Source organism: Streptomyces sp. NPDC059895 (assembly GCF_042731035.1).
In the GTDB taxonomy this organism is placed as follows: domain Bacteria; phylum Actinomycetota; class Actinomycetes; order Streptomycetales; family Streptomycetaceae; genus Streptomyces.
Genome location: NZ_JBHWKO010000003.1, coordinates 271,820 through 293,653 on the forward strand (window position 1 = coordinate 271,820; position 21,834 = coordinate 293,653).

Sequence of the window (21,834 nt, forward strand, 5' to 3'; positions counted from 1 at the left end):
CCCGAGGCGGGCCGTTTCACTTTCCGGGCGTGACCGTCCGATAAGCGGTTCGTTACTCCATGCGAGCCACGAACAGGTGGCCGGAAACGGAGGGGAACGATGGGGGCCAGTGCGTACACGAAGGAGCGGCTGGAGGAGGCGGCTCGGGGGGCTCGGACGTTGTCCGAGGCGTGCCGCAGGTTGGGGGTAGATCCGAAAGGTTGGAAACGGCGGTACGTCTACGAGCGGATGAAGAAGCTTGAGGTAGACGTGTCGCACTTCGAACGGGAGGGAGCCAAGTGGACAAGGGAGGTTCTTGAGCCCGTCGTGGCGGCGTCGACGAGTGTCAACGATGTCCTGCGACGGCTCGGGCTCGAGATGGTCGGCGGCCATCACACGCACATCTCCCGACGCATCAAGGCTTACGGCATCGACACCTCGCATTTCTCGCCGGTGGTCCGCACGGAGCGCCAGCGGTACAACCAGCGCCGCCGGACAGCCGAGGAGGTGCTTTCCGAGGACACTTCGACGCACGCCACGCGGGTTCCGAGCAGCCGGCTGAAGCGAGCGATGCGTGAGCTGGGTGTGGAGGAGCACTGCGCCCTGTGTGGGACCGAGCCCGTGTGGCTCGGGGAACCGCTCCCCCTCGAGGTTGATCACATGGATGGCAACTGGCGGAACAACCGGATCGAGAACCTCCGACTGCTCTGCCCCAACTGCCATTCGACGACCGATAGTTACCGGGGACGCGGCAAGGGGCGCACCTCATGACCAGCAGCCCGCCGGAGGCCAAGCGCAAGTGGTGCAGGCTGCCCCACCCCACGCCCGATGAGCTGCGCATGGCGGTCGCCGAGTCGACCTCCCTCGCAGAAGTGCTGCGCCGCCTGGGTCGCCCCGGCAACGGTTCGCAACGCGGGCAGTTACGCAGATGGATCGCCGAGTACCAGATCACCACCTCACACTTCCTGGGACAGGCTCATGCGCGAGGCAGGCCCGGCACGACCGCCATGCGGCCGGAGGAGGTACTCGTACGGCACAACCGCCCCCATCGGACGGCGACACGGCGCATCCGCCGCGCACTGCTCGCTGTCGGTGTAAGCGAGGAGTGCGCCCGTTGCGGGATCGGCCCCGAGTGGCTCGGCAAGCCCATGACGCTGGAGGTCGATCACATCAACGGGGACTGGGCGGACGACCGACAAGAAAATCTGCGGTTGCTCTGCCCCAACTGTCATGCGGTCACCAGTACCTGGTGCAGAGGGGGCAGTCGACAGCGAAAGGCCCGCAGCGCCCAGTAGAGTAGGCAACGCTGCGGGCCCGTATCCCAGCTGGCAAGAGGATGCCGGTTTAGATCCGGTATGTCGTGGGTTCAAGTCCCACCGGGCTCACAGGAAAAACAGGCCCCGCATCTTCGATTCCAAGGTGCGGGGCCTGATCTCTGGGCTCAGCCCAACAACTCCCGCACCACCGGCACCAGCCCCCGGAACGCCTTCCCCCGGTGGCTGATCGCGTTCTTCTCCGCGGGCGTCAGTTCCGCGCAGGTGCGGGTCTCGCCGTCCGGCTGGAGGATCGGGTCGTAGCCGAAGCCGTTGGTGCCGGCGGGGGTGTGGCGCAGGACGCCCCTGAGCTGTCCCTCCACCACCCGTTCCGTGCCGTCGGGCAGGGCGAGCGCCGCCGCGCAGGCGAAGTGGGCGCCGCGGTGTTCGTCGGCGATGTCGGAGAGCTGGGCGAGCAGGAGGTCGAGGTTGGCCTGGTCGTCGCCGTGGCGGCCTGCCCAGCGGGCGGAGAAGATGCCGGGGGCGCCGTTCAGGACGTCGACGCAGAGGCCGGAGTCGTCGGCGACGGCGGGCAGGCCGGTGGCCTGGGCGAGGGCGTGGGCCTTGAGCAGGGCGTTCTCGGCGAAGGTGACGCCGGTCTCCTTGACGTCGGGGACGTCGGGGTAGGCGTCCGCGCCGACGAGGTCGTGGGGCAGGCCTGCGTCGGCGAGGATCGACCTGAGTTCGGTGATCTTTCCGGCGTTGCGGGTGGCGAGGATCAGGCGGGTCATGCCGTTCAGTATCCAGCCCCGGCCGGGAGGCCCGTGGTGCGGTCTAGGAGGTGCAGACCTTGGTCAGTTCGCCGGCCGCGTCGGTGACGCCGCTGATGTCGGGGGTCTCGTCGCCGTTCTGGATGGCGGTGGTGACGTCGGTGAGGGCGCGCCGGAGGTCTTCGGTGGCCTGGTCGAGGTCGGCGTCGCCGGTCTCGCTGTCGATCTTGTCGAGGCTGTTGCCGATGGCCTCGATGGCTTCCTGGGTCTGGGTGGGGTCGTCGGCGGCGCTGTCGACGGCCTGTTGGAGGTCGGTGACGGCGTCGGCGACGGCGTCGGCGGTCTCGACGCAGTCGAGTGCCTTGTTGACGGCGTCGCAGCCGGTGACGGTGACGGCCGTCAGCGCGGCGGCGGCTATCGCGGCGGCGACGGCGGTACGGCGACGGCGGCGTCGGCTCTCGGCCATGGTGGTGGTCCTCCCCTTGCTCAGCCCCCAAGGGCCCCCGTGTGCTGTCTGGCCGGGCGTGCGGCGGTGAGCCGTTCGCCCGTACCGGTAGGGACGCGAGGGCGGGCGGCCCGGTTGCTCGTCCCGGCCGCCCGTCTTGGTGTGGTCTTTACTTTTCGAGGACGGTATCAAGGGCGGTGCGCTGAAGGACAGTGAGTTCGGCGCAGCCGGAAACGGCGAGGTCGAGGAGGGTGTTGAGCTCGTCGCGGGCGAAGGGCTCGGCTTCGGCGGTGCCCTGGACCTCGACGAAGCGGCCGTCGCCGGTGCAGACGACGTTCATGTCGGTCTCGGCGCGGACGTCCTCCTCGTAGCAGAGGTCGAGGAGCGGGACGCCGTCGACGATGCCGACCGAGACGGCGGAGACGGTGCCGGTGAGGGGCTGGCGGCCGGCCTTGACCAGCTTCTTGCGCTGGGCCCAGGCGACGGCGTCGGCGAGGGCGACGTAGGCGCCGGTGATGGCGGCGGTGCGGGTGCCGCCGTCGGCCTGGAGGACGTCGCAGTCGAGGACGATGGTGTTCTCGCCGAGTGCCTTGTAGTCGACGACGGCGCGCAGGGAGCGGCCGATGAGGCGGGAGATCTCGTGGGTGCGGCCGCCGATCCTGCCCTTGACGGCTTCGCGGTCGCCGCGGGTGTTGGTGGAGCGGGGGAGCATGGAGTATTCGGCGGTGACCCAGCCCTCGCCGCTGCCCTTGCGCCAGCGGGGGACGCCTTCGGTGACGGAGGCGGTGCAGAAGACCTTGGTGTCGCCGAAGGAGACGAGGACGGAGCCCTCGGCGTGCTTGCTCCAGCCGCGTTCGAGGGTGACGGGGCGGAGCTGTTCGGGGGTGCGGCCGTCGATGCGAGACATGCCGCTGAGCCTAGCCGTACCGGTGGAGGGGCCCTTCGCGTGGTGGGAGGGGCCCCTGTGGCGGGTGGGGGCGGTTCACATCATGTCTTCGATCTCCGCGGCGATGGGGTCGGCGTCGGTGCCGATGACGACCTGGATGGCGGTGCCCATCTTGACGACGCCGTGGGCGCCGGCGGCCTTCAGGGCGGTCTCGTCGACCAGTGAGGGGTCGGTCACCTCGGTGCGCAGGCGGGTGATGCAGCCCTCGATCTCCTCGATGTTGTCGATGCCACCGAGTCCGGCGACGATCTTCTCGGCCTTGCCGGTGAGCTTGCTGGCCATGTTCCGTCTCCCTGATTCCCTGATGCGATCAGTTGTGTCGCAGTAACCCACAGTCGGCCCAGTTTCGCGAGCGATCGCGCTGTGTGTGTCCGAGGATGACGGCACAGCAGCGAAACGGTCCGTAGTTGGTCTACACCACCTGACAGGCGGTCGCCAAACCATGAGTGCCGAGAGCGCCGACACCGGGGTGCGTCCCGGGCGCGCGCGCTGGAACAGCGTGTTCCAGGGGTTGCAGAAGATGGGGCGCAGTCTGCAGTTGCCGATCGCGGTGCTGCCGGCGGCCGGCATCCTCAACCGGCTGGGTCAGCCGGATGTGTTCGGCGACGAGGGGCTGGGCTGGACGGACGTCTCGAAGGTGATGGCGGGCGCGGGGGGCGCGCTGCTCGACGGTCAGCTCGGGCTGCCCCTGCTGTTCTGTGTGGGGGTGGCCATCGGTATGGCGAAGAAGTCCGACGGCTCGACGGCGCTGGCGGCGGTGGCGGGTTTCCTCGTCTATTACAACGTGTTGCGCCAGTTTCCGGAGGACTGTCCGGACGGGGCGAGGGCCGTTGTGGACATCGGCTGTCAGGAGACGGTCGAGGGCACGGTGGCGGCGTTCACCTATCAGAATCCGGGTGTGTTCGGTGGCATCGTGATGGGTCTGGCGGCGGCCTGGTTCTGGCAGCGCTTCCACCGGACGCGGCTGGTGGACTGGCTCGGCTTCTTCAACGGGCGTCGGCTGGTGCCGATCATCATGGCGTTCGTGGCCATCGTGTTCGCGGCGCTGTGCCTGTGGGTCTGGCCGCCGATCGGTGCGGGGCTGGAGAGTTTCAGTGACTGGTTGAGCGACGCGGGTTCCTGGGGTGCGGGTGTGTTCGGTCTGGCGAACCGCGCGTTGCTGGTGGTGGGGCTGCATCAGTTCCTGAACGTGCCCATCTGGTTCCAGTTCGGGAGCTATACCAAGCCGGACGGGACGGTGGTGCACGGTGACATCAACATGTTCCTGGCGGGTGATCCGGACGCGGGTCAGTTCACCTCGGGCTTCTTTCCGATCATGATGTTCGCGTTGCCGGCGGCGGCTCTGGCCATCACCCACTGTGCCCGTGCGGAGCGCCGCAAGGAGGTGGGCGGTCTGATGCTGTCGGTGGCGCTGACGTCGTTCGTGACCGGTATCACCGAGCCGCTGGAGTACTCGTTCCTGTTCGTGGCGCCGGCGCTGTACGTGATCCACGCGGTGCTGACGGGTGTGTCGATGGCGGTGACCTGGGCGTTGGGGGTGCACGACGGGTTCAGTTTCTCCGCCGGGCTCATCGATTACGTCATCAACTGGAATCTGGCGACCAGGCCGTGGGCGATCATTCCGATCGGTCTGTGTTTCGCGCTCCTCTATTACGTGGTGTTCCGTTTCGCGATCACGAGGTTCGATCTGAGGACGCCGGGGCGTGAGCCGGAGGAGGAGCGCGAGGACGTCACCAAGGCGTGAGAAACGGGGCGCTGAGAGGGGTCTGTCAGGGCGCTGAGCGTGGCGTTCCGGTTGCGCTTTCGGCGGGTTCCTTATGTGGCCTTCATCGTGCTACAACATGGTCTACACCACTTGGTGGTGTAGACCATGTTCCGATGGAGGAGTCTATGAGCACCGCCACCGCGCCCACGGCGGCCCCCACGAAGAAGTGGGGATCCGGCCTGTTCCAGGGCCTGCAGAAGGTCGGCCGCAGCCTGCAGCTGCCCGTCGCGGTACTGCCCGCCGCGGGCATCATGGTGCGGCTCGGCGCCGATGACGTGTTCGGCAAGGACGGTCTCGGCTGGGGCAAGGTCGCCACGGTGTTCGCCGAGGCGGGCGACGCCATCCTCGGCAACCTCCCGCTGCTGTTCTGCATCGGTGTCGCCATCGGCTTCGCCAAGAAGTCGGACGGCTCCACCGCCCTCGCCGCGCTCGTCGGCTTCCTCGTCTACAGCAGGGTCCTCCAGGCCTTCCCCGTCACCGAGGAGAAGATCCAGGCGGGCAAGGACATAGCCGCGACGTACAACAACCCGGGTGTGCTCGGCGGCATCGTCATGGGTCTGCTGTCGGCGGTGCTCTGGCAGCGCTTCTACCGCACCCGGCTCGTCGACTGGCTCGGCTTCTTCAACGGCCGCCGGCTGGTGCCGATCATCATGGCCTTCGTCGGTCTCGTGGTCGGTGTCTTCTTCGGTCTGGTCTGGGAGCCGATCGGTGGGGTCATCACCGACTTCGGCGAGTGGATGACCGGGCTCGGCGCCGCGGGCGCGGGCATCTTCGGTGCCATCAACCGGGCTCTGATCCCGATCGGCATGCACCAGTTCGTGAACACCGTCGCCTGGTTCCAGATCGGTGACTTCACCAACGCGGCCGGCGACGTCGTGCACGGCGACATCACGCGCTACCTGAACGGCGACCCCTCCGCCGGCATGTTCCAGTCCGGCTTCTTCCCGATCATGATGTTCGGTCTGCCGGCCGCCGCGCTCGCCATCGCGCACACCGCCCGGCCCGAGCGCCGCAAGGCCGTGACGGGCATGATGGTCTCGCTGGCGCTGACCTCGTTCGTCACGGGCGTGACGGAGCCGATCGAGTTCTCCTTCATGTTCATCGCGCCCCTGCTGTACGTGATCCACGCCCTGCTGACCGCGCTCTCCATGGCCGTCACCTGGGCCCTCGGCGTCCATGCCGGCTTCAACTTCTCGGCGGGTCTGATCGACTACGCCCTGAACTGGAACCTCGCCACCAAGCCCTGGCTGATCATCCCCATCGGCCTGGTCTTCGCGGTGATCTACTACGTGGTCTTCCGCTTCGCGATCATCCGGTTCGACCTCACCACCCCGGGCCGCGAGCCCGAGGAGGAGGTCGAGGACCTCACGAAGGCGTGAGCCGTGTCCTGACCGTGCGCGAAGGCCCCCGGAGCCCTGAACCGCTCCGGGGGCCTTCGTCGTGTTCCAGGGGGTCAGACCTGGTACGACATCCGGGGAACGGCCAGCTCCACCGGGCCGTCGAACACCGCCCGCGCGTCCGCGAGGTTGATCTGCGGGTCGGTCCACGGCGGGATGTGGGTGAGGAGCAGGCGGCGGGCACCGGCGCGGGCCGCCGTCTCACCGGCCTCGCGGCCGTTGAGGTGCACGTCGGGGATGTCCTCCTTGCCGTGCGTGAAGGCGGCCTCGCACAGGAACAGGTCGCTGTCGCGGGCGAGTTCGTCGAGGGCGGCGCTGACGCCGGTGTCACCGGAGTAGGTCAGGGTCCTGCCGCCGTGCTCGATGCGGATGCCGTACGCCTCCACGGGGTGGACCACGCGTTCGGTGTGGACCGTGAAGGGGCCGATGTCGAAGGTGGAGGGCTTGACCGTGTGGAAGTCGAAGACCTCGCTCATCGAGGAGGCCGAGGGGGTGTCGGCGTAGGCCGTGGTGAGGCGGTGCTCGGTGCCCTCGGGGCCGTGGACCGGGAGGGGGTCGCAGCGTCCGCCGTCGTGGCGGTAGTAGCGCGCCACGAAGTACGCGCACATGTCGATGCAGTGGTCGGCGTGCAGATGACTCAGGAAGATCGCGTCGAGGTCGTAGAGACCGCAGTGGCGCTGCAGCTCGCCCAGGGCGCCGTTGCCCATGTCGAGAAGCAGCCTGAAGCCGTCGGCCTCGACGAGGTAGCTCGAGCAGGCCGATTCCACGGACGGAAACGACCCCGAGCAGCCGACGACGGTGAGCTTCATAGAGCAGGAACCTCCGCTGGCGGGAACCGAAGAAGACGGAACACCGGGGAAAGATCGTGATACGAACGGTCGGGAGAGGGGCGACGGGGGTCGTGCGGTCCGTCGAGCGTAAGGCGCGAAACGTCCGGTCGCTCCTCCGCCAGGGGCCGTTGTGGGCGAACTCACCTGTGGTGTCACCGGTTCGGCTGGACGCGGGGCGTATGGGGCGCGCGAGAGGGCGCGCACGGTCGCGGGTGCGCCGGTAACGTCGTGTCCATGGACACGTCCTGGTGGCTGGCGCTCGCGGCGGTGGTGCTGCTCGCGCTGGTCGCCACGCTCGTCGACGGCTGGGGACGCGGCCGGCGGCCCAAGGGGCGGAGGTCCCGGCCCCCGGGGCGGCCGGCGCGGGGCCGCGGCCCGGCGGGGCGCGGCCGGGGTGCGGCGGGGCGGCCGCAGCCGGCGGAGATCTGGTGGGCGAACGTGCCCTACGAGGACGGGCCGGGCGCAAAGGACCGGCCGTGTCTGGTGCTGGTGGTGCGCGGTGACCGGGTGACGGTCGCGAAGATCACCAGCCGGTACCGCGATGTGCGGTCGGGGGTGATCCCGCTGCCGCCGGGCGCCGTCGGGGACGCGCGGGGGCGTCCGAGCTTCCTGGAGACGGACGAGCTGCGCCAGGTCCCGGTGCGGAACTTCCGCCGCCGGGTGGGTGTGGTGGACCCGGTCCTGTGGGACCAGGTCCGTCACCTGACGACGTGAGGCCCGCGGCGGCTCACGCCCAGAGCTGGCCCTGGAGCGTCTCGATGGCCTCTTCCGTGGTGGCCGCCGTGTAGACGCCGGTGGAGAGGTACTTCCAGCCGCCGTCGGCCACGACGAAGACGATGTCGGCGTCCTCGCCGGCCTGCACGGCCTTCTTGCCGACGCCGATCGCGGCGTGCAGCGCCGCGCCGGTGGAGACGCCCGCGAAGATGCCCTCCTGCTGGAGCAGCTCCCGGGTGCGGGTGACCGCGTCCGCCGAGCCGACGGAGAAGCGGGTGGTGAGGACGGAGGCGTCGTACAGCTCGGGGACGAAGCCCTCGTCGAGGTTGCGCAGGCCGTAGACCAGGTCGTCGTAGCGCGGCTCGGCGGCCACGATCCTGACGTCCGGCTTGTGCTCGCGCAGGTAGCGGCCGACGCCCATGAGGGTGCCGGTGGTGCCGAGGCCGGCCACGAAGTGCGTGACGGAGGGGAGGTCGGCGAGGATCTCCGGGCCCGTCGTCGCGTAGTGGGCGCCCGCGTTGTCCGGGTTGCCGTACTGGTAGAGCATGACCCAGTCGGGGTGCTCGGCGGACAGCTCCTTGGCGACCCGCACAGCGGTGTTGGAGCCGCCGGCGGCCGGGGAGGAGATGATCTGCGCGCCCCACATGCCGAGCAGGTCGCGGCGCTCCTGCGAGGTGTTCTCGGGCATCACGCAGACCATGCGGTAGCCCTTGAGCTTGGCCGCCATGGCGAGGGAGATGCCGGTGTTGCCGCTGGTCGGCTCGAGGATGGTGCAGCCGGGTGTGAGGCGGCCGTCCTTCTCCGCCTGCTCGATCATGTGCAGGGCGGGACGGTCCTTGACCGAGCCGGTGGGATTGCGGTCCTCCAGCTTGGCCCAGATGCGGACGTCGGCGGACGGCGACAGCCGCGGCAGGCGCACCAGAGGGGTGTTGCCCACCGCGGCCAACGGGGAGTCGTAACGCATGGGTGTCAGCGGCCTGTCAGGCCATGCCGCCGGCCACGGCCGGCAGGATGGTCACGGTGTCGCCGTCGGTCAGCTTGGTGTTGATGCCGTCGACGAAACGGACGTCCTCGTCGTTCAGGTAGACGTTGACGAAGCGGCGCAGCTGGCCGTCGTCCACGATGCGGGCCTGGATGCCCGCGTGCCGGGTCTCGAGGTCGGCGAACAGGTCGGCGAGGGTGGCACCGCTGCCCTCCACCGCCTTCTGACCGTCGGTGTACTGGCGGAGGATGGTCGGGATGCGGACCTCGATGGCCATGGCTCAGGGCTCCTGTCGGGGAGTGGTCAGGTCGGTAAGCGCGCGGCTGCGCAGTACGGAGGGTCGTGCGTCGCGCCGCGGCTCACGAGCCGTGCGGCGGCAGGGAAAGCGTCAACAGATGGCGCTGGCGAGCCTGCACAGGTCGACGTGCAGCCGCGCCACGAGCAGCGTGCCCGGCGTCCTGTCGCTCACGTCGTTGAAAACCATGGGCTCATCGTATCGATTCCCCCTCGGGCTACCCGAGGGTGATTCCACATGGTGGACGGAATCCGGCCGGAAAATGAGACCGCCCTGGTGGGACGGGTCCGGCGGACACCGCGCGGACCCGCCGTCGGCACGCGTCCCCTCCGTACGCGCGCCGTCCGCGTGCCGTCCGCGCGACGGGCGTCAGTACGCCTCGACGACGCGGACCTCCTCCTCGGTGACCTCGCCCTCGACGATGCGGAAGGAGCGGAACTGGAACTCGCCGGCGCCGTCGGTGTCGGCGGTGGAGACGAGGACGTAGTGGGCGCCGGGCTCGTTGGCGTAGGAGATGTCGGTGCGGGAGGGGTAGGCCTCCGTCGCGGTGTGGGAGTGGTAGACGATCACCGGCTCCTCGTCGCGGTCGTCCATCTCCCGGTAGAGCTTCAGCAGGTCACCGGAGTCGAACTCGTAGAACGTGGGCGACATGGCCGCGTTGAGCATCGGGATGAAGCGCTCGGGGCGGTCCGAGCCCGCCGGGCCGGCGACGACGCCGCACGCCTCGTCGGGGTGGTCCTTGCGCGCGTGCGCGACGATCCGGTCGACGAGGTCCTGGGTGATGGTCAGCATGGTCGCCAGGATAAGCAGAGGGGCCGCCCCGTACCGAGGGGCGGTACGGGGCGGCCCACATGGCGGACGTCCTGAGCGGCGGGCGGAGGGGGCACCGCGTGGGTCGGCGTGTGTCCCCTCCGGCCGGACGTCCCGCGGTGGCGGGTCAGCCCACCTTCTTCGGGGCCGCCTCGCGGCGCCCGGTGACCTCGGGGCTGCGGGACTTCAGCACGGCCCAGCCGGCCGCGAGGGCGGCGGCCCAGCCGGCCATCACGTAGAGGCAGACGCGGGAGTCGGCGTCGTAGGCGATCAGGCCGGTGACGAAGAGCAGGAACGCGATGGCGATGTAGGAGCACACCGCGCCGCCCGGCGCCGGGAAGGAGGAGGCGGGCAGCCGGCCCGCGTCGACCGCGCGGCGGTAGAGGACGTGGCTGATCAGGATCATCAGCCAGGTCCAGATGCCGGCGGCGGTGGCGACGGAGGTGACGTAGCCGAACGCCTTCTCCGGGACGATGTAGTTGAGGATGACGCCGATGCCCATGAAGAGGACCGAGACCGTGATGCCGAAGGCCGGGGTCTTGGAGGCGGACAGCCGCCGGAACGCCGCCGGGGCCTCGCCGCTGTCGGCCAGGTTCCGCAGCATGCGGCCGGTGGAGTACATGCCGGAGTTGCAGGAGGAGAGGGCCGCGGTCAGCACGACGAAGTTGACGATGGCGGCGCCGGCCGGGATGCCGATCTTGGCGAAGGCGGCGACGAAGGGGCTGACGCCCGGCGCGAACTCGGTCCACTTGACCACGCACAGGATGACGGTGAGGGCGCCGACGTAGAAGAGGGCGATGCGCCACGGGAGCGTGTTGATCGCCTTGGGGAGGGTCTTCTCCGGGTTCTCGGACTCGCCGGCCGTGACACCGACCAGCTCGACGGCGAGGTAGGCGAACATGACGCCCTGGAGGGTCATCAGGGACGAGCCGATGCCGTTGGGGAAGAAGCCGTCGAAGGCCCACAGGTTGGAGACGGCGGCGGTGTCACCGGCGGAGCTGAAGCCGAAGGTGAGGACACCGAGGCCGATCACGATCATGCCGATGAGGGCGGTGACCTTGACCATCGAGAACCAGAACTCCAGCTCGCCGAAGAGCTTCACGGAGATCAGGTTGACCCCGAAGAGGACCACCAGGAAGACCAGGGCCGTCACCCACTGGGGAATGGCCGGGAACCAGTAGTTGACGTAGATCGCGGCGGCCGTCAGCTCGGCCATGCCGGTGACGACCCACATCAGCCAGTACGTCCAGCCGGTGAAGTAGCCGAAGAACGGGCCGAGGAACTCGCGGGAGTACTCCGCGAACGAACCCGAGACCGGGCGGTAGAGCAGGAGCTCGCCGAGCGCCCGCATGATGAAGAAGATGATCACACCGGCGAGGGCGTACATGAAGATCAGGCTGGGGCCCGCTTTGGCGATGTTCGCCCCGGCCCCCAGGAACAGGCCGACGCCGATGGCGCCGCCGATGGCGATCATCTGGACCTGGCGACTGCCGAGGCCGCGCTCGTACCCCTCTTCCGGCTCTTCGGGGGCCTTTTCCGTGTCGACCTGAGCGGAGGTCATGTGGTGGTGCGCCTTTCTCCATGCCGACCCGGGCCTTCGTCGGCCTCGGATCGGGTCTCGATCCCCCCGGAAATGATGGAGCTGAGCGGGCCTCACGGGCCCGCTCGTGCCTGGCCGGCGATCCGCCGGCTCGGTGGCGCACCCGGCCGAACATTCGGGTGGTGTTCGCCGGGCGGTCGTGAAGATTTATCACGGCCGCAACAGTGATCACCCGTACGAAATATGACGCACGGCACAGGAAGAAGCGGACAAACAGCACCCGAAAGGGTCAAAGAAGGTTGTCGCGGTGACGCGATCGTTATCCGGATTTGAGTGTCCGCTGAGCGAACACGGAATCGTCACACGTCAGGACGGAACCCTCACGAGGACGGAACCCTCACGAGGACAAGACCCTCACCAGGAGGCCGAAGACCCTCACGATCACGGCATCAGCGTGGTCAGGAGCGTCTCCTGGAGCCCGCCCAGCCACAGGTACGCCATCACCATCGGCTTGCGCGGGTCCTCGTCCGGCAGCCGGTAGAGGAGGTCGGTGTCCTCGTCGTCGGCGATCTCCAGCCGGGACCCGATCGCCAGCCGCAGGTCGTTCAGGGCGCCGAGCCACTGCCGGGACTCGTCGGGCGACAGCTTCAGCACCGCCGCGCCCTCCTCCTCGACCGACAGCGCGTCCAGGGAGCGCACCACGGCCAGGGCGTTCTCGCGCTTGCCGGCCCGCAGGTCGTTCTCGGTGTACCGGCGGAACTCGGCGGAGCGCGTCCGCCGTTCCTCCGCCTCCCGGGGTCCCGGGGCCGCCTCGGGGTCGGTGTAGGCGTCGGGGAAGAGCCGCTTGAGGACCGGGTCGGCGGGCGGTTCGCTCGGGCCCTCGGCGAAGAGTTCGGCGAGCGGGTCGCGGGAGGCGTCCTCGGCGGGGCCGGGGCCGATCAGCTCCAGGAGCTGCACGGCCAGCGACCGGATGATGGAGATCTCGACGTCGTCGAGCGCGACGGCCGCGCCGCCGCCGGAGAGCGGTTCGAAGTGTCCTGGCATCAGTGAGGTGACTACTTCCGGTCCTGCTGGAGGGTGGCCCACAGACCGTAGCCGTGCATCGCCTGCACGTCGCGTTCCATCTCCTCGCGGGTTCCGCTGGAGACGACCGCCCGGCCCTTGTGGTGGACGTCGAGCATGAGCTTGGTGGCCTTGTCCTTCGGGTAGCCGAAGTACGTCTGGAAGACGTACGTCACATAGCTCATGAGGTTGACCGGGTCATTGTGGACGATCGTGACCCAGGGGACGTCCGGCTCGGGTACGGCGAAGACCTCCTCCGCCGACTCGGTGCGTTCGATCTCAAGGGGAGCGGGTGACGTCACACGAACCATGCTGCCACGCCCCCCGGAAATCGTCACACCGACGAGAAGGGAGTACCATCCTTGCCATGAACACAGCGGACCTTGGGCTGCCGGTGGACGTTCCCTCGACGGCGCTCTTCACGGACCAGTACGAGTTGACGATGCTGCAGGCCGCCCTGAAAGCGGGAACGGCCGGGCGGCGCAGCGTGTTCGAGGTCTTCACCCGCCGGCTGCCGGAGGGGCGGCGCTACGGCGTGGTGGCGGGCACCGGACGCGTGCTGGACGCCGTGGAGAACTTCCGTTTCGACCCGGGGGTCCTGGGCTTCCTGCGCGAGCGGTCGATCGTCGACGACGAGACGCTGGACTGGCTGGCCTCGTACCGCTTCTCGGGTGACATCTGGGGCTACCCGGAGGGCGAGGTGTACTTCCCGGGCTCGCCGATCATGCGGGTGGAGGGCTCCTTCGCCGAGTGCGTGCTGCTGGAGACGGTGATCCTGTCCATCCTCAACCACGACTCCGCGATCGCCGCGGCCGCCTCCCGCATGGCCTCCGCGGCCGGTGGGCGCCCGCTGATCGAGATGGGCGCCCGCCGCACCCACGAGCTGGCCGCCGTCGCCGCCTCGCGCGCCGCGTACGTCGGCGGCTTCGCCACCACCTCCGACCTCGCCGCCGGCTTCCGCTACGGCATCCCCACCGTGGGCACGAGCGCCCACGCCTTCACCCTCCTGCACGACGCCGAACGCGACGCCTTCCGGGCCCAGGTGGACTCGCTGGGCGCGGGCACGACCCTGCTCGTGGACACCTACGACGTCGCCGAGGCCGTCCGTACGGCGGTGGAGGTCGCCGGGCCCGGACTGGGCGCGGTGCGCATCGACTCCGGCGACCTGCTGCTCGTCGCCCACCGGGTGCGCCAGCAGCTCGACGAGCTGGGCGCGACGGGGACGCGGATCGTCGTGACCTCGGACCTCGACGAGTACGCCATCGCCTCGCTGGCGGCGGCCCCGGTGGACGCGTACGGCGTCGGCACCCAGCTGGTGACCGGCTCCGGGCACCCGACGGCCTCCATGGTCTACAAGCTGGTCGCCCGCGCCGAGTCGACCGACCCGAAGGCGCCGCTGGTGGCCGTGGCGAAGAAGTCGACCGGCGGCAAGACCTCCGTCGGCGGGCGCAAGTGGGCCGCCCGGCGGCTGGACGCGGACGGGGTGGCGGAGGCCGAGGTCGTCGGCACCGGCCCGGTCCCCGACGGGCTGGCCGGCCGGCAGCTCCTCGCCGAGCTGGTCAAGGACGGCGAGGTCGTCGGCCGGGAGTCCCTGGACGTCGCCCGCGACCGGCACCTCGCCGCCCGGGCCGGCCTGCCGATGTCCGCGACCCAGCTCTCGCGCGGGGAACCCGTCATCCCCACGGAGTACGTCCAGGCGCGCTCGGGTAACTAGGCCCTGTCGGCCCGGACCTGCCGGCCCGGGCCCTGTGCCGCCACGCGGGCCCTGTGCCGCCACGCGCTCGGGTCGCGCCCCTCCCCTCCCGCCGCCGAAGTCTCTAGGCTCGTACCGTCACCCATAGTCGAAGGACACCCACCATGCGCCGCGCCTTGATCGTCGTAGACGTGCAGAACGACTTCTGCGAGGGGGGCAGCCTGGCGGTGTCCGGGGGCGCCGACGTCGCCGCCGCGATCACCGAGCTGATCGGGCAGGCCCCCGCCGGTTACCGGCACGTCGTGGCCACCCGCGACCACCACGTCGCGCCCGGCGGCCACTTCGCCGACAACCCCGACTACGTCCACTCCTGGCCCGCGCACTGCGTCGCGGGCACCGAGGGCGTGGGCTTCCACCCGAACTTCGCCCCGGCGGTCGCCTCCGGCGCCATCGACGCCGTCTTCGACAAGGGCGCCTACGCGGCCGCGTACAGCGGATTCGAGGGCGCCGACGAGAACGGCGTCAAGCTGGGCGACTGGCTGCGGGCGCGGGAGATCGACGAGGTGGACGTCGTCGGCATCGCCACCGACCACTGCGTGCGGGCGACCGCGCTGGACGCGGCCCGGGAGGGCTTCCGCACGCAGGTCCTGCTCGACCTGACGGCCGGGGTGGCCGCGCAGACCACCGAGCGGGCGCTGGAGGAGCTGCGGGAGGCGGGCGTGGAGCTGTCCGGGAAGCCGGTGGTGCAGTAGGGGCCAGGGGCCCCCGGACGCCCGCCAGGCGCCGGGCCGCGGCCCGGGCTCACGGCTGGGGTGCCGGGCTCCTCAGCAGGGAGCGGATCGGGCGCCACAGCTCGGGGGCCGTGGCGGCGGCACCGCCGGGGGCGGCCCGCCATATCAGGCCGTCAGGGTGGTGCAGGACCGCGGTGATCTCGTCCGGGGTCGGTGGCGCCGCGTTGCCGCGCAGGTAGACGGCGCGCAGGCCCAGGTTGCGCAGCCGGGTCAGGGCCCGGGCGCGGTTGCGGGCGAGGACGAGGACGCGCACTCCCACGGCGGAGCCGGGGTCCGCGGTGGTGCCGTCGGCGGTGGGGCTGGGCAGGTTCAGTGCCACCACCACGGAGCCGTCGGGCAGCTTGCAGAAGCCTCCTGCGGCCATGCGGTCACACCCCCGTGCGTGTCGGTGTCGATGCGGGTGTCAATAACGAAGTCACAGGACGCACCTAAACACGATCGGCGGCGACCCGCCAGGGGTCGCCGCCGATACGCGTCTGACCTGCGAAGACGTCGACTAGTTCGCCGACGGTCCGACCTTGACCGTGATCGTCGAGCCGCTCAGGGGCTCGTTGACGATCTTGATCGAGGTGTCGGTGTCAGTGACCTTGACGCCGGCCAGCGGGTTCGACGCGTCGTAGTAGCTCGAGGCGCCGTCGTCGAAGACCGGGACGCCGGGACGCGCCTTGATCTTCGTGGCGACGTCGGCCTTGTGCAGCGTGATCGCGTCGGTCGGGTACTGGCTGAAGGTCGAGTCGAAGGCCTGGATGCGGTTGCGCATCAGGGTGCCGTCGGACCACTTCAGCGCCGTGGGGTGGGCGTCGACCGGCAGGATCAGGCCCTCGCCGGGGTGCTGGCTGGTGTTGTCGTCCGCCTGGGAGGTGTCCCACTTCCAGATCAACAGGCCGTTCTGGTACGGGTAGTGCTCCACCCAGTCCGGACGGGTCGTCGAGAAGCCGAAGTTGTACGGGCCGACCTTGAGGGTCTTGTCGTACGACACGTACTGGCGGTTCTCGGCGATGTAGTACTGGGCGTAGTCGTCCGTGATGGACGCGCCGACGCGGGTGAAGCCGTCGGCCGTCCAGGCGGCGTCCGCCGTCTCCGCGTCGTCGGAGAACAGGGTCGCGCCGTCGGCGGTCACGGTGATTCGGTCGGCCGCGAAGCCCAGCTGGGCCACGCCGCCGTCGGTGGCGTAGCGGAAGCGCAGGCCGATGTTCTGGCCGGCGTAGGCGTCCAGCGGGAACGTCAGCTTCTGGTAGGCGTCGACCGTGCCGGTGAGGGCGGGCTTGCCGCTGCCGTCGCGCGGGATGGCGGAGCCGTCGGCCAGCGTGCCGTCGATCGGCGTCCAGTTGGTGCCGTCGGTGGACACCTCGGTGTAGAGGTAGTCGTAGTCGGTCTCGATGTCCCACCAGCCGTCGAGGGACAGGGAGGCGGACGACGTGCCGGTCAGGTCGACCGAGCGGGTCAGGGTGTTGCGCAGGTCGTCACCGCTGCCGCTCCACCACTGGGTGGCGCCCTGCGCCGGGGTGACGACGTCGGTGGTGACCGTCTTCTCCGGCAGGACGACGACGACGGCCTGCGGGTTCTCGGTGTTGTACTCCGCCACGCCCAGCTTGTGGGTGGACTTCACGCCCGCCTCGGCGACGTCGTAGTCGAGCCAGCCGAGCTGGAGCTTGTCCCAGGCGTTCATGTCGCCGGGCAGGTCGCCGATGGACTCCTTGCCGGTGCCGAGCCAGGAACCGGACGACATCAGCGTCCAGAAGCCGGTGGAGTTCTCGCCGCCGCCGGAGGTGTCGTACTCGTCGGGCAGGCCGAGGTCGTGGCCGTACTCGTGGGCGAAGACGCCGAGTCCGCCGTTCTCCGGCTGGATGGTGTAGTCGCCGACCCAGATGCCGGTGTCGCCGATCTGGGTGCCGCCGAGCTTGTTGGTGTCCGGGCCGGTGGCGCCGGCGTCGGTGGCGAAGGCGTACCAGCGGTGCGCCCAGATGGCGTCCTCGCCCTGGGCGCCGCCGCCCGCGGACTCGTCCTCGCCGGCGTGCACGATCTGGAAGTGGTCGATGTAGCCGTCGGACTCGTTGAAGTCGCCGTCGCCGTCGTAGTCGTAGCGGTCCCACTGGTCGAACTCGGCGAGCTCCGCCTTGATCTCGGCGGCGGTGTCACCGGCGGCCTCACGCTCGGCGACCCAGGCGTTGACGCCGTCCTGCACGGCGTACCAGGCGCCGGTGGGGGCGTCGTTGGAGCCGTAACGGGCCTCGTTGTAGGGGACCTTGACCCAGTCGGTGACTTCGCCCTCGACCGAGTAGCGGCCCGAGGACTGCTTCTCGTAGTACTTCTTCAGCGACTCGGTGCCCGCGCCGGTGCCGAAGTAGAGGTCCTCGAAGTGCTGCTGGTTGTAATCCGCCTGCCAGGCCGTGCTGTTGTCCTGGGTGCGGTCCGGCTCGGCTATCTCGTTGTGGAGCGGGCCGGCGGTGCCGCCGTAGCGGCTGTCGACCTGGTCGCCGAACTCGACCAGGATCGTGAAGATCTTGTCGGTCTGCTCGCGGCCGAGCTCGACGTACTTGCTGCCGCCCTTCCCGCCCTGGAGCTGGACGACCTTGGAGCCGTCGCGCTCCTTGACCGTGGCCTCGCCGGATATGACCTGCTTGAGGGCCTCCTCGCGCTGGGCCTCCTGCGTCTTGCTGAGCGGCCCGTCGAAGTCGTGCTCGCGGGCCTCGGCCGGCTGCGGGTCCTGCCGGTCGGCCGCCGGGGCCTTCGCCGGCACGCTGTCGGCCGCCTGCGCCACGGCGAACGTCGAGAACGTCGCCGAGGCCGCCGCGAGGGCGACGACCGTGGCGGCCGTCCTGAACGTCCAGGATCTACTGGTCACTTGATGCCTCCCCTAACGCATCCCGATCGCGCGGATGGGGGATCCATGTCAAGGGATGTCCGCGCGCGGTTATACGCGTGTAGTCAAGTGCCGTCATTTGACTACTGGTTCGACGGAAAAGACAGACCTTGACTTGGACAGATCAAGTGCATTATTGGGAGCCGACGTTCGTATTGCGGACACATGACCGTAACGTGACGGGCGCGCACGGCCGTCCGGGTACCGAACGGCATGACTCCGTGCGCCCCCTGTGCTCCGGCACCGTGGGTTAGGTCACGCTTACTGCTCGTTCCGCTCGGGCATGCAGGCGAATAGAGTCGAGACCGCCCCCGCTTCCGAGGACACGATTGCCATGCCTCGTCCGACTGTCGCACAGCTCACGTACGGTTCCTGCACCGTGATCTTCTCGGCACTCGCCATGCTGGCGCTGTCCCAGACGAGTTCGGGCTCCCTCATCGCGGTCATCTCCATCACCGCGGTCGCCCTCGGCGTACTCGTCGCCATGACGGTGCCGGTCCCCCGGCGGGGCCCCGTCGTCGTCGCACGCTCCACCGCCACCGCGGACGAGCCCGTACGCGCCTCGGTCGTCCCGGCCGCCTCGGTCGTCCCGGTCGTCCCGGTCGCCTCGGTCGTCCCGGTCGTCCCGGCGGCCTCGGCACCCGAGCCCGTCCGGGAACCGTCGGCATCCTGACCTCCACGACGACGGGTCCCCGTCCGGCGCGGCGGGGGCCCGTCGTCGTGCTGTCACCGCGTCAGGCGGCGCTCACCACCACCGTCTTGGCCGCCTTGTCGTGCAGGCCCTGCTTGTAGGGCTTGTCGAAGAAGCTCCAGCCGCCGCAGATCACCGTCCACAGGCACGCGCAGCAGAACGCGAACGGCACCCACAGCACCAGGGCCCGGATCAGCGAGGTCTGCACGGAGGGCGTCGAGCCGTCCTCCAGGTTGGCCACCCGCATGCCGAGCCACTTCTTGCCCAGCGTCCGCCCGGTCCTGGCGATCAGGACGGTGTCGTAGGCGATGTAGAGCACGGCGGCGATCAGGGACTGGGCGAGGGACTTGCCGACCTCGACGCGGTCGCCCTCCATGTCGTACTCGTTGACCCCGAACCCCCACGTCAGCAGCCAGACGACGATCGCCACCAGGATCATGTCGATGATCCTGGCCAGCGTCCGCTTGCCGCTGTCGGCCAACGGGGGCATGCCGGCGAGCGGGTCGGCCGGGTATCCCCCGTACGGATCGCCGCCGTGCGGACCACCGCCGTACGGGCCGCCGCCGTAGGGCGGGGGCTGTCCACCGGGCGGCGGCTGCCCGCCCCCGCCCGCACCGCCGTACGGGCTGTCGTACGGCGACCCCTGGGGGCCCTGCCCCTGACCGTACGGGGGCTGCTGCGGGGGCTGCTTCCTGAACGGATCGTCCTCCGGCGGCTCGCCGCCGGAACCGGGGGGCGGTTCGGTCGTCATGGCCCGAGTCGACCGCGAACCCCGCGGCCGCGCATCCGGCGAGCGGCCGTCCGGAGTACGAATTTCCCTGCGCCGCCCGCCGTACGGGGTGGTGGCCGGTCAGTCCGCCACGAACGTGTGCGCCGCCTTGTCGTGCCAGCACTGGCGCCACGGCCGGTCGAACAGGCACCACAGGACACCCACGACACCGACGGCGAGCAGGCCGGAGACGCTGTACACGAGCCAGCGGCGCACGGCCGCGCCGAAGGACGGCGGCTGATGGCCCTCGATGTCCCGCACCTCCAGCCCGAACAGCCTCTTGCCCAGCGTGCGCCCCCACTTGGCGGTCGGCAGCGCCTCGTACAGGAGCCCGGCCACCAGCAGCACCGCGAGGACGATGCCGAGGTACACCGACGTCGTGCCGTCCAGCAGCCAGACGGTGACGGTCTGCCCGGTCAGCTCGGCCGCCTCGATCTTGTCGTTGACGTGGTCGACGGCCTTGGCACCGAGCGGGACGGCTGCCGCGGAAGTGACGGCGCCGAGGACGAGCGAGTCGACGAGCCGGGCGGCCAGCCGCTTGCCGAGCCCCGCCGGACGGGCCGCCGCCTGCCGCCGGGCGGCCGCCTGGAAGAGGTCCTCGACCGGCGGCTTCCACGGCACGACCGGCTGCTGGTCGTCGCCGGCCCCCGCCAGCCGGTGCACCTGCTGCGCCCAGGAGGGCTGCCCACCGCCGGGGCCGGCGCTCATCGGCGCGGGCTGGGCACCGGCGGGGGCGGCGGGGGAGGGCTGGGGGCCGACGGATTGCGGATTGGTGGGCTGGGGACCGATGGGCTGCGGATTGGTGGACTGCGGGCCGGTGGACTGCGGACCGGCGGACTGGGGACCGATGGACTGCGGATTGGTGGACTGCGGATTGGTGGACTGCGGGCCGGTGGACTGCGGGGGAATGCTCGGGGGGGCCTGTCGGGGGCCGGAGAAGGCGGGTCCGGAGCCCTGAGCGGCGTCCGGGACGGCGGACCGGGCGGCCGGCAGGCCCGTGGGGCCCTGCGCGGCCTGCGCGGCGGCCTGGGCCTGCGCGGCCTGCGACGCCTGCGCGGTCGCGGCGCGTTCGGCGGCGGCCTTGCCCGCGGCGAAGCCGGGCTTGGCGGCGGGCGCGGCGGACGGGCCGGCCGAAGCGGAAGGGGCGGCCGGAGCGGAAGGGGCGGCCGGAGCGGAAGGGGCAGCGGGGGCGGCCGGGGGGCCGAACCCGGCACCGGGGGCGCCGACGGGTCCCTGGGCGGCGCCGACGGGTCCCTGGGCGGCGCCGAGACCCGCGGCGGCCTCACCGGAGCCGGGCGCGCCCACGGGCCCCTGGGCCCCGAAGCCGCCGCCGGCCCCGCCCGGCCCGCCGTAGCCGGGCACGCCGTAGCCGCTTCCGGCGGCGGCCGGCGCGCCCGAGCCCGCGCCCGCACCCCCAGAGCCCGGCGGGCCGAAACCCGCCGCCGAGAGTCCCGGAGATCCGGCAGTCCCCGGAGTCCCGGGGTTCCCCGGGGTCGGCCGGGCGGGTCCCGCCGGTGCGCCCGTGCTTCCGGGCTGCGCCCCGGGCGCCCCGTCGGGGCGGGGCGTGCGCGGGACGGGCGCGCGGAAGGTCATGGTGCCGTCGTCGGAGCCGGGGCCACCGGGGTGGGAAGCGGCGGGCGGGGCGGCCGCGGGGGCGGATCCGGCCGTCGGCCGGCGGAAGACGAACGTGCTGCCGGAACCGGCCCGGCCCGCGCCCGCGTCCGGTTCCGCCGGAGGGGTCGCCGCCGTGCCCCCGCCGGCGGCCGGCCGCCCGTCCGGCGGGGCCGCGCCCACGCGCGGGTCCGGGCCCTGCGGACTCCCCCAGGCCGCCTGGCGGTCCTGGTCCCCGCCGGAGCCGGACCGGGGGGAGCCGTCGGCGCCCCACGCGGACGACGGGCCGTCAGGACCGCCGTAGGGCCCGGCCGGTGCCGGGTCCTCGTCGAAGAAGTGCGGGCCGGTCTCCTCCACGGACGCCGGGGGAGCCGCCGGCCGCGCACCGGACGGAGGCGCGAGCAGTTCGCCGTCGGACGGCGCCGGGCGGCTGGTGCCGGGCACCCAGGAGGCACCGTTCCAGTACCGGACGTATCCGGGGATGGACGGGTCCGGGTAATACCCTTCGCGGGGCCTGTCGTCGCCGGGGGCCGGGGTTGGGGCGCTCATGTCCGTCGTCCCGTATCTGCTCGGGGGTGGGATGGGGGCCTCCACATCTATCAGACGAGCGCAACCCCCACCGCCAGTC

General features: G+C 70.7%; 24 protein-coding genes and 1 tRNA gene. 9 read left to right on the forward strand and 16 right to left on the reverse strand.

Annotation, left to right across the window (positions count from 1 at the left end):
- Positions 1–99: 99 nt before the first annotated feature.
- The 3 genes from ACFV9M_RS05260 (at position 100) to ACFV9M_RS05270 (ending at position 1,364) form a co-directional block, all read left to right on the forward strand.
- Positions 100–750 (forward strand): HNH endonuclease, encoded by a 651-nt coding sequence (locus ACFV9M_RS05260; protein ID WP_385062307.1) that lies wholly within the window; start codon positions 100–102, stop codon positions 748–750.
- Positions 747–1,274, forward strand: coding sequence for an HNH endonuclease (locus ACFV9M_RS05265; RefSeq protein WP_385062305.1), 528 nt, complete (start codon positions 747–749; stop codon positions 1,272–1,274). The genes ACFV9M_RS05260 and ACFV9M_RS05265 overlap by 4 nt, the downstream gene beginning before the upstream one ends.
- A gap of 15 nt (positions 1,275–1,289) precedes the next feature.
- Positions 1,290–1,364: transfer RNA gene (locus ACFV9M_RS05270), tRNA-Leu, on the forward strand.
- Between the two features lie 56 nt (positions 1,365–1,420).
- Here ACFV9M_RS05270 and rdgB read toward each other — a convergent pair.
- From rdgB to ACFV9M_RS05290, 4 genes are all read right to left on the reverse strand, one after another.
- Positions 1,421–2,023, reverse strand: coding sequence for an RdgB/HAM1 family non-canonical purine NTP pyrophosphatase (gene rdgB / locus ACFV9M_RS05275; RefSeq protein ID WP_385062303.1), 603 nt, complete (start codon positions 2,021–2,023; stop codon positions 1,421–1,423).
- Positions 2,024–2,066: 43 nt separating this feature from the next.
- Positions 2,067–2,468: a hypothetical protein gene (locus ACFV9M_RS05280; protein WP_385062301.1), complete on the reverse strand. Its 402-nt coding sequence runs from the start codon at positions 2,466–2,468 to the stop codon at positions 2,067–2,069.
- Between the two features lie 148 nt (positions 2,469–2,616).
- Positions 2,617–3,354 carry a ribonuclease PH gene (rph, locus tag ACFV9M_RS05285; RefSeq protein ID WP_385062300.1) on the reverse strand — a complete coding sequence of 246 codons (738 nt, stop codon included), beginning with the start codon at positions 3,352–3,354 and terminating at the stop codon, positions 2,617–2,619.
- 75 nt (positions 3,355–3,429) lie between these two features.
- Positions 3,430–3,675, reverse strand: a complete 246-nt coding sequence (locus ACFV9M_RS05290; protein ID WP_385062299.1) for a glucose PTS transporter subunit EIIB — start codon at positions 3,673–3,675, stop codon at positions 3,430–3,432.
- A 160-nt stretch (positions 3,676–3,835) separates the two neighbouring features.
- On the opposite strand from ACFV9M_RS05290, the gene ACFV9M_RS05295 reads away from it, so the two are divergent.
- Entirely contained in the window at positions 3,836–5,137 is a 1,302-nt protein-coding gene (locus ACFV9M_RS05295; RefSeq protein ID WP_385062298.1) for a PTS transporter subunit EIIC, read from the forward strand.
- Between the two features lie 146 nt (positions 5,138–5,283).
- The gene (locus tag ACFV9M_RS05300; RefSeq protein ID WP_385062296.1) at positions 5,284–6,537 is read left to right on the forward strand and encodes a PTS transporter subunit EIIC; all 1,254 of its coding nucleotides are present in this window, start codon (positions 5,284–5,286) and stop codon (positions 6,535–6,537) included.
- A 74-nt stretch (positions 6,538–6,611) separates the two neighbouring features.
- Here ACFV9M_RS05300 and ACFV9M_RS05305 read toward each other — a convergent pair whose 3' ends face one another.
- The gene (locus ACFV9M_RS05305) at positions 6,612–7,364 is read right to left on the reverse strand and encodes an MBL fold metallo-hydrolase (protein ID WP_385062294.1); all 753 of its coding nucleotides are present in this window, start codon (positions 7,362–7,364) and stop codon (positions 6,612–6,614) included.
- 255 nt (positions 7,365–7,619) lie between these two features.
- Here ACFV9M_RS05305 and ACFV9M_RS05310 point away from each other — a divergent pair, with 255 nt between their 5' ends.
- Entirely contained in the window at positions 7,620–8,099 is a 480-nt protein-coding gene (locus ACFV9M_RS05310) for a type II toxin-antitoxin system PemK/MazF family toxin (protein WP_385062292.1), read from the forward strand.
- Positions 8,100–8,112: 13 nt separating this feature from the next.
- On the opposite strand, the gene ACFV9M_RS05315 is transcribed toward ACFV9M_RS05310, so the two are convergent.
- The 7 genes from ACFV9M_RS05315 to clpS all read right to left on the reverse strand — a co-directional run bounded on the left by ACFV9M_RS05315 (position 8,113) and on the right by clpS (position 13,099).
- A complete protein-coding gene (locus tag ACFV9M_RS05315) occupies positions 8,113–9,063 on the reverse strand; it encodes a PLP-dependent cysteine synthase family protein (protein ID WP_385062290.1) in 951 nt (316 codons plus the stop codon).
- Positions 9,064–9,079: 16 nt separating this feature from the next.
- Entirely contained in the window at positions 9,080–9,358 is a 279-nt protein-coding gene (locus ACFV9M_RS05320) for a MoaD/ThiS family protein (RefSeq protein ID WP_385062289.1), read from the reverse strand.
- 111 nt (positions 9,359–9,469) lie between these two features.
- On the reverse strand, positions 9,470–9,565 hold the full coding sequence (locus ACFV9M_RS05325; protein WP_385062288.1) for a putative leader peptide: 96 nt from the start codon (positions 9,563–9,565) through the stop codon (positions 9,470–9,472).
- Positions 9,566–9,745: 180 nt separating this feature from the next.
- Positions 9,746–10,168, reverse strand: coding sequence for a Mov34/MPN/PAD-1 family protein (locus tag ACFV9M_RS05330; RefSeq protein WP_385062286.1), 423 nt, complete (start codon positions 10,166–10,168; stop codon positions 9,746–9,748).
- A 145-nt stretch (positions 10,169–10,313) separates the two neighbouring features.
- Positions 10,314–11,747, reverse strand: coding sequence for an amino acid permease (locus ACFV9M_RS05335; RefSeq protein WP_385062284.1), 1,434 nt, complete (start codon positions 11,745–11,747; stop codon positions 10,314–10,316).
- Positions 11,748–12,167: 420 nt separating this feature from the next.
- Complete coding sequence (locus tag ACFV9M_RS05340; protein ID WP_385062283.1) at positions 12,168–12,770, reverse strand: DUF2017 domain-containing protein; 603 nt, start codon at positions 12,768–12,770, stop codon at positions 12,168–12,170.
- Between the two features lie 11 nt (positions 12,771–12,781).
- Positions 12,782–13,099: an ATP-dependent Clp protease adapter ClpS gene (gene clpS, locus ACFV9M_RS05345; RefSeq protein ID WP_365462008.1), complete on the reverse strand. Its 318-nt coding sequence runs from the start codon at positions 13,097–13,099 to the stop codon at positions 12,782–12,784.
- Positions 13,100–13,155: 56 nt separating this feature from the next.
- Here clpS and ACFV9M_RS05350 point away from each other — a divergent pair, with 56 nt between their 5' ends.
- Both ACFV9M_RS05350 and ACFV9M_RS05355 read left to right on the forward strand, forming a co-directional pair.
- Positions 13,156–14,502: a nicotinate phosphoribosyltransferase gene (locus ACFV9M_RS05350; RefSeq protein WP_385062281.1), complete on the forward strand. Its 1,347-nt coding sequence runs from the start codon at positions 13,156–13,158 to the stop codon at positions 14,500–14,502.
- Positions 14,503–14,645: 143 nt separating this feature from the next.
- Positions 14,646–15,233, forward strand: a complete 588-nt coding sequence (locus tag ACFV9M_RS05355; protein WP_385062279.1) for a nicotinamidase — start codon at positions 14,646–14,648, stop codon at positions 15,231–15,233.
- A gap of 49 nt (positions 15,234–15,282) precedes the next feature.
- Here ACFV9M_RS05355 and ACFV9M_RS05360 read toward each other — a convergent pair whose 3' ends face one another.
- Both ACFV9M_RS05360 and ACFV9M_RS05365 read right to left on the reverse strand, forming a co-directional pair.
- On the reverse strand, positions 15,283–15,636 hold the full coding sequence (locus ACFV9M_RS05360; protein ID WP_385062277.1) for a hypothetical protein: 354 nt from the start codon (positions 15,634–15,636) through the stop codon (positions 15,283–15,285).
- Positions 15,637–15,768: 132 nt separating this feature from the next.
- Positions 15,769–18,117 carry an immune inhibitor A domain-containing protein gene (locus tag ACFV9M_RS05365; protein WP_385062275.1) on the reverse strand — a complete coding sequence of 783 codons (2,349 nt, stop codon included), beginning with the start codon at positions 18,115–18,117 and terminating at the stop codon, positions 15,769–15,771.
- A 352-nt stretch (positions 18,118–18,469) separates the two neighbouring features.
- On the opposite strand from ACFV9M_RS05365, the gene ACFV9M_RS05370 reads away from it, so the two are divergent.
- Positions 18,470–18,808, forward strand: a complete 339-nt coding sequence (locus ACFV9M_RS05370; RefSeq protein WP_385062274.1) for a hypothetical protein — start codon at positions 18,470–18,472, stop codon at positions 18,806–18,808.
- 61 nt (positions 18,809–18,869) lie between these two features.
- On the opposite strand, the gene ACFV9M_RS05375 is transcribed toward ACFV9M_RS05370, so the two are convergent.
- Both ACFV9M_RS05375 and ACFV9M_RS05380 read right to left on the reverse strand, forming a co-directional pair.
- Entirely contained in the window at positions 18,870–19,577 is a 708-nt protein-coding gene (locus ACFV9M_RS05375) for an RDD family protein (protein WP_385062273.1), read from the reverse strand.
- A gap of 99 nt (positions 19,578–19,676) precedes the next feature.
- Entirely contained in the window at positions 19,677–21,755 is a 2,079-nt protein-coding gene (locus tag ACFV9M_RS05380; protein WP_385102342.1) for an RDD family protein, read from the reverse strand.
- Positions 21,756–21,834: the final 79 nt, after the last annotated feature.

Coding starts and splice junctions, on each gene's coding strand:
- ACFV9M_RS05260 (WP_385062307.1), top strand. CDS start 100: ATGGGGGCCAGTGCGTACACGAAGGAGCGGCTGGAGGAGGCGGCTCGG.
- ACFV9M_RS05265 (WP_385062305.1), top strand. CDS start 747: ATGACCAGCAGCCCGCCGGAGGCCAAGCGCAAGTGGTGCAGGCTGCCC.
- rdgB (WP_385062303.1), bottom strand. CDS start 2,023: ATGACCCGCCTGATCCTCGCCACCCGCAACGCCGGAAAGATCACCGAA.
- ACFV9M_RS05280 (WP_385062301.1), bottom strand. CDS start 2,468: ATGGCCGAGAGCCGACGCCGCCGTCGCCGTACCGCCGTCGCCGCCGCG.
- rph (WP_385062300.1), bottom strand. CDS start 3,354: ATGTCTCGCATCGACGGCCGCACCCCCGAACAGCTCCGCCCCGTCACC.
- ACFV9M_RS05290 (WP_385062299.1), bottom strand. CDS start 3,675: ATGGCCAGCAAGCTCACCGGCAAGGCCGAGAAGATCGTCGCCGGACTC.
- ACFV9M_RS05295 (WP_385062298.1), top strand. CDS start 3,836: ATGAGTGCCGAGAGCGCCGACACCGGGGTGCGTCCCGGGCGCGCGCGC.
- ACFV9M_RS05300 (WP_385062296.1), top strand. CDS start 5,284: ATGAGCACCGCCACCGCGCCCACGGCGGCCCCCACGAAGAAGTGGGGA.
- ACFV9M_RS05305 (WP_385062294.1), bottom strand. CDS start 7,364: ATGAAGCTCACCGTCGTCGGCTGCTCGGGGTCGTTTCCGTCCGTGGAA.
- ACFV9M_RS05310 (WP_385062292.1), top strand. CDS start 7,620: ATGGACACGTCCTGGTGGCTGGCGCTCGCGGCGGTGGTGCTGCTCGCG.
- ACFV9M_RS05315 (WP_385062290.1), bottom strand. CDS start 9,063: ATGCGTTACGACTCCCCGTTGGCCGCGGTGGGCAACACCCCTCTGGTG.
- ACFV9M_RS05320 (WP_385062289.1), bottom strand. CDS start 9,358: ATGGCCATCGAGGTCCGCATCCCGACCATCCTCCGCCAGTACACCGAC.
- ACFV9M_RS05325 (WP_385062288.1), bottom strand. CDS start 9,565: ATGGTTTTCAACGACGTGAGCGACAGGACGCCGGGCACGCTGCTCGTG.
- ACFV9M_RS05330 (WP_385062286.1), bottom strand. CDS start 10,168: ATGCTGACCATCACCCAGGACCTCGTCGACCGGATCGTCGCGCACGCG.
- ACFV9M_RS05335 (WP_385062284.1), bottom strand. CDS start 11,747: ATGACCTCCGCTCAGGTCGACACGGAAAAGGCCCCCGAAGAGCCGGAA.
- ACFV9M_RS05340 (WP_385062283.1), bottom strand. CDS start 12,770: ATGCCAGGACACTTCGAACCGCTCTCCGGCGGCGGCGCGGCCGTCGCG.
- clpS (WP_365462008.1), bottom strand. CDS start 13,099: ATGGTTCGTGTGACGTCACCCGCTCCCCTTGAGATCGAACGCACCGAG.
- ACFV9M_RS05350 (WP_385062281.1), top strand. CDS start 13,156: ATGAACACAGCGGACCTTGGGCTGCCGGTGGACGTTCCCTCGACGGCG.
- ACFV9M_RS05355 (WP_385062279.1), top strand. CDS start 14,646: ATGCGCCGCGCCTTGATCGTCGTAGACGTGCAGAACGACTTCTGCGAG.
- ACFV9M_RS05360 (WP_385062277.1), bottom strand. CDS start 15,636: ATGGCCGCAGGAGGCTTCTGCAAGCTGCCCGACGGCTCCGTGGTGGTG.
- ACFV9M_RS05370 (WP_385062274.1), top strand. CDS start 18,470: ATGCCTCGTCCGACTGTCGCACAGCTCACGTACGGTTCCTGCACCGTG.
- ACFV9M_RS05375 (WP_385062273.1), bottom strand. CDS start 19,577: ATGACGACCGAACCGCCCCCCGGTTCCGGCGGCGAGCCGCCGGAGGAC.
- ACFV9M_RS05380 (WP_385102342.1), bottom strand. CDS start 21,755: ATGAGCGCCCCAACCCCGGCCCCCGGCGACGACAGGCCCCGCGAAGGG.